Origin of the sequence: Bradyrhizobium sp. ORS 375, assembly GCF_000239775.1 — a bacterium.
Classification (GTDB): Bacteria; Pseudomonadota; Alphaproteobacteria; order Rhizobiales; family Xanthobacteraceae; genus Bradyrhizobium.
Window position 1 is genome coordinate 1 of record NZ_CAFI01000044.1, and the last position, 4,716, is coordinate 4,716.

At 66.1% G+C, this 4,716-nt stretch carries 4 protein-coding genes and 1 pseudogene; 4 read left to right on the forward strand and 1 reads right to left on the reverse strand.

What is annotated here, in order from left to right; all coding sequences use genetic code 11:
• Positions 1-57: 57 nt before the first annotated feature.
• On the reverse strand, positions 58-408 hold the full coding sequence (locus BRAO375_RS03890) for a RidA family protein (RefSeq protein ID WP_008965519.1): 351 nt from the start codon (positions 406-408) through the stop codon (positions 58-60).
• Positions 409-692: 284 nt separating this feature from the next.
• On the opposite strand from BRAO375_RS03890, the gene BRAO375_RS03895 reads away from it, so the two are divergent.
• From BRAO375_RS03895 to BRAO375_RS38945, 4 genes and pseudogenes are all read left to right on the forward strand, one after another.
• Entirely contained in the window at positions 693-1,670 is a 978-nt protein-coding gene (locus BRAO375_RS03895) for an ABC transporter substrate-binding protein (RefSeq protein ID WP_035638842.1), read from the forward strand.
• A 22-nt stretch (positions 1,671-1,692) separates the two neighbouring features.
• A complete protein-coding gene (ilvD, locus tag BRAO375_RS03900; RefSeq protein ID WP_035638845.1) occupies positions 1,693-3,399 on the forward strand; it encodes a dihydroxy-acid dehydratase in 1,707 nt (568 codons plus the stop codon).
• 297 nt (positions 3,400-3,696) lie between these two features.
• Positions 3,697-4,542, forward strand: coding sequence for an ABC transporter ATP-binding protein (locus tag BRAO375_RS03905; protein WP_009026154.1), 846 nt, complete (start codon positions 3,697-3,699; stop codon positions 4,540-4,542).
• Positions 4,539-4,716 (forward strand): annotated as a pseudogene (locus BRAO375_RS38945) (ABC transporter permease); the annotation flags it as partial. The gene BRAO375_RS03905 and the pseudogene BRAO375_RS38945, both read left to right, overlap by 4 nt.

Consider the following 4,716-nt stretch of genomic DNA (forward strand, 5'->3'; position numbering starts at 1 on the left):
TGCAGCGAGGGCGCCGCATGAGTGTGAGTCTCACTACAGCCGCGCATCCGCACGAACCTACTTCGCCGCGATCACCATGATTTCGACCGTATACTGCGGCGCGGCGAGGCCGGCCTCGACGGTGGCGCGAGCGGGCGTGTTGCCGGCGGACACCCAGCCGTCCCACACCGCATTCATCTCGCCGAAGGTCTTGATGTCGGTGAGGTAGATCGTCGCGGACAACAGCTTGGTCTTGTCGGTGCCGGCCTTGGCGAGATGGCCGTCGATGATCGACAGGATCTCCTCGGTCTGCTTGGTGACGCTCTCGCCGGCGGTCTTCTGCGCGACGACGCCGGCCAGATAAACGGTATTGCCGTGGACGACGACCTGGCTCATGCGCGGGCCGACTTCGAAACGCTGGATCGACATCGAGAGAACTCCTTGGAAAGGTCAATTCGGGGCCTCTCCCTAGCGCGTGCGACGCGGCAGCGCCAGTCGGCTGAGCGGCCGTCCGCGGCGTACGACCTTGCGTTGCCGACATATCCACGACACACGGTGGACGGCATTTCCTTGAGCACCGCCGCCTCGCCGCGCTGCACAGCGGGCTTGCCCATGGGGCGGGCAAGCGTGGAGCGTTTTCCGCGCTTGCACCGATATTTGAGACATGAAACATTCCCCGCGAGGTTCCTTTTAAACGATTTCGGAGGGGCGTGATGCGGAAACGGTTGATGCTGGCGGCGCTGACGGCAGTCGCATTGGCGACGAGTGCGGGGTCGAGCTTTGCGCAGCAGACGATCCGCGTCGGCTGGACGATTCCGGCGGAGGAATCCAAGTATTGGATGATGAAGCGGCCGAGCGAATTTCCAGATCTCGGCAAGACCTACAACATCGAGTGGACCCAGTTCCAGGGCACGGCACCGATGACCCAGGCGCTCGCCGCCGGCGCGCTGGATTGCGCCACCCAGGCGCCGCTGTCGCTGTCGAACGGCGTGGTCGGCGGCGGCCTCAAGGCCTACATCGTCGCCCAGCACGTCTATGAGAAGCCCGGCGGGTTCTCGGTGTATTGGGCGGTCAAGGACGATTCGCCGATCAAGACCATCGCCGATCTCAAGGGCAAGACCGTCGGCATCTCCGTCATCGGCGGCGGCACCCAGGGGCCGTTCAACCTGCTCTTGAAGCAGGCTGGGCTCGATCCCGCCAAGGACATCAAGCTGGTCGAGGTCGGCTTTGCGGTCGCCGAGGATGCGCTGCGCCAGGGCCGCGTCGATGCCGTCAACATGAACCAGCCGTTCGCCGCGCGCGCCGAGGCCAAGGGCGGCACCCGCAAGCTGTTCCAATTGTCGGAGGCGATGCCGAACATCGTCCACATCCTCGAGGCCTGCCGTGCCGACTTCGTCGACAAGAACCCGGACCTCGTGAAGGCCTATGTCCGCGACATCACCACCGGCATGAAGAAGGCGCTCGCCAACCGCGAGGAGACGCTCAAGGTCGTGTCCGAAGTGATGAAGGTGCCGGTGCCGGTGATCGAGACCTATCTGCTCAAGGACAACGACTTCGGCCGCGATCCCGTCGCTGCGCCGAACTTCCCGGCGATCCAGAAGATGCTCGACATCTACGCCGAGACCGGCATGCTGCCGAAGCTCGACGTCGCGCAGTTCAAGCATCCCACGATCGTGGCGCCGATCCAGTAGGCGTCCAGCGGAGCTCGAGTCGATGAGGAAGCTGCGCTCGCGCGTCACGGTGGAGGGGCTCGACCGCGCCCCGCACCGCGCCTTCATGCGCGCGATGGGGCTGGATGACGCCGACATTGCCAAGCCGATGATCGGCGTCGTCAGCCAGAAGGGCGAGCAGACGCCCTGCAACATGACGCACGACTTCCAGGTCGACGCGGCGAAGACGGGCATCTCCGAGGCCGGCGGCACGCCGCGCGAGTTCGCCACCGTCTCGGTCTCCGACGGCATCAGCATGAACCATGAGGGAATGAAGTTCTCTCTGTTCTCGCGCGAGTTGATCGCCGATTCGATCGAGGCCGTCGTGCACGGCCTCGCCTATGACGCGCTGATCGGCTTCGGTGGCTGCGACAAGACCTTGCCCGGCGTGATGATGGGCATGGTCCGCTGCAACGTGCCGTCGATCTTCATCTATGGCGGCAGCGCGCTGCCCGGCAAGTACCAGGGCAAGACGCTCACGGTTCTCGACTCGTATGAAGCCGTCGGCAGCTACATGACCGGCGAGATCGACGCGGCCACGCTCGAGGGCATCGAACGCTCCTGCCTGCCGACCATCGGCGCCTGCGCCGGCCAGTTCACCGCCAACACCATGGGCATGCTGTCGGAGGCGATGGGCCTGTCGATGCCCAACGTCTCGATGATCCCCGGCGTCTATGCCGAGCGCGGCCATGTCGCGCGCCAGGCCGGCCGCCTGATCATGCAGATGCTCGCCAAAGGCGGCCCGCTGCCGCGCGACATCGTCACCCGCAAATCCCTGGAGAACGGCGCAGCCATCGTCGCCGCTACCGGCGGCTCGACCAACGCGGCGCTGCATCTGCCGGCGATCGCCAACGAGGCCGGCATCCGCTTCACGCTCGACGATGTCGGCGAGGTGTTTGCGCGCACGCCGCTGATCGGCAACCTCAGGCCGGGCGGCAAGTACACCGCCAAGGATGTCTACGACATCGGCGGCGCGGCCGTCGTGATCCGCGCGCTGATCGAGAGCGGCCATATTGATGGTTCCTGCCTCACGGTGACGGGCCGCACGCTCGCGCAGGAATACGCCTCCGCCAATGCGCCGGATGGCGAGGTTGTCTTCAGCCCGGCCAAGCCGATGATGGCCGATGGCGGCGTCGCGGTGCTCAAGGGCAACCTCGCGCCCGAGGGCGCCGTCATCAAGGTCGCCGGTCTCAAGAGCTTGACGTTCGAAGGCCGCGCCCGCGTGTTCGAGGACGAGGAAGCTTGCGTCGCCGCCGTGCGTGCGCGCAACTATCAGGCGGGCGAAGTGCTGATCATCCGCAACGAGGGGCCGGTCGGCGGTCCCGGCATGCGCGAGATGCTCGGCGTCACCGCGCTGATCTACGGCCAGGGCATGGGCGAGAAGGTTGCGCTGATCACCGACGGCCGCTTCTCCGGCGCCACCCGCGGCATGTGCATCGGCTATGTCTCGCCCGAAGCCTTCGTCGGCGGTCCGCTCGCGTTGGTGCGCGATGGTGACCCGATCCGTATCGACGCGACGGCGCGCACGCTCGACGTGCTGCTCGATGAGCGCGAGCTTGCCGCGCGCCGCAGCGCGTGGACGCCACGGCCGCCGCGGCATCGCGCGGGTGCGCTCGCGAAATACGCGAAACTGGTTGGACAGGCGCCGCTCGGCGCCGTCACCCATGAGGGACCGGCGGAATGGCCCTGGTTCGATCAGGAGCAGGAATGAGCGTCAGTCAGGCGACGGTTGGCAGAATTCTTGCTAATCTTTCCGCCACACCCTGCCATTGTGGGGTCACGCCCCGTCATTCCGGGGCAATCGTCGAGGCGCAGCCTCGATGATTGAACCCGGAATCTCGAGCTTGTTGAGCTCGACCGCCAAGGCAATCTCGGGATTCCGGGTTCAAGGCCTGCGGCCTTGCCCCGGAATGACGGTGGATGTGGAGACGGACGAATATCTGTGGCGGTCTGTGATGCCTGATCATACGGAGCCTCTAAGCGTGCTGCATCGGAAAGAGAAGCCGACATGGGCGTGACCCCGATCCGACCCGGCCAGCTCGCGGGCGTCCCGCTCGGCCGCCGCGCGGCGACGCCGATCATCGAGATCGACCACGTCTCGCAGGTGTTCAAGACCTCGTCGCGACGCGACCACATCGCGCTGTCCGATATCTCGCTGACGGTCGGCGAGGGCGCCTTCGTCTCGATCCTCGGCCCCTCCGGCTGCGGCAAGTCGACCTTGCTCTACATCGTCGGCGGCTTCGTCAGCCCGACCAGCGGCACCGCGAAGATGAAGGGCAAGCCGATCACCGGGCCCGGCACCGATCGCGGCCCGGTGTTCCAGGAGTTCGCGCTATTCCCCTGGAAGAGCGTGCTCGGCAACGTCATGTACGGCCCGCTGCAGCAGGGCATGAAGGCGTCGAAAGCCGAGGCGCTGGCGCGGACCCTGCTCGCGATGGTGGGCCTCACCGGCTTCGAGAAGTTCTATCCGAAGGAGCTGTCCGGCGGCATGAAGCAGCGCGTCGCGCTGGCGCGCACGCTGGCCTATGGCCCCGAGGTGCTGCTGATGGACGAGCCGTTCGGCGCGCTCGATGCGCACACCCGCACGCGGCTGCAGAACGATCTGCTCGACATCTGGGAGCGCGACCGCAAGACCGTGCTATTCGTGACGCATTCGGTCGAGGAGGCCGTGTTCCTGTCCGACAAGGTCGTGATGATGTCGCGCTCGCCCGGCCGCATCCGCGAGGTCATCGACATCGACCTGCCGCGGCCTCGCCGCCGCGAGGAGCTGCTGCTCGATCCGCGCTACCAGAAATACATTGTCGACATCGAGCGCATGTTCGATGATTCCGGCGACAACGAGCTGCCATCATGAACGGGCTTCTCAAGCCGCTGGCGCCGGTGCTGGCCTGCTGCGGCCTGCTGCTCGCCTGGCAGCTCGCCTCGCTGGGCTTGAAGAACGACAGCTTCCCGACCGCGCTGGAGTCGCTGCGCGCGATTCCGCCGATCCTCACCGACAAGGAAGCGCTGATCAATATACTGGCGTCGC

Bases quoted from the DNA above. Each gene is read 5' to 3' on its own strand.
- BRAO375_RS03905 (WP_009026154.1), top strand. From the start codon at position 3,697: ATGGGCGTGACCCCGATCCGACCCGGCCAGCTCGCGGGCGTCCCGCTC.
- ilvD (WP_035638845.1), top strand. From the start codon at position 1,693: ATGAGGAAGCTGCGCTCGCGCGTCACGGTGGAGGGGCTCGACCGCGCC.
- BRAO375_RS03895 (WP_035638842.1), top strand. From the start codon at position 693: ATGCGGAAACGGTTGATGCTGGCGGCGCTGACGGCAGTCGCATTGGCG.
- BRAO375_RS03890 (WP_008965519.1), bottom strand. From the start codon at position 408: ATGTCGATCCAGCGTTTCGAAGTCGGCCCGCGCATGAGCCAGGTCGTC.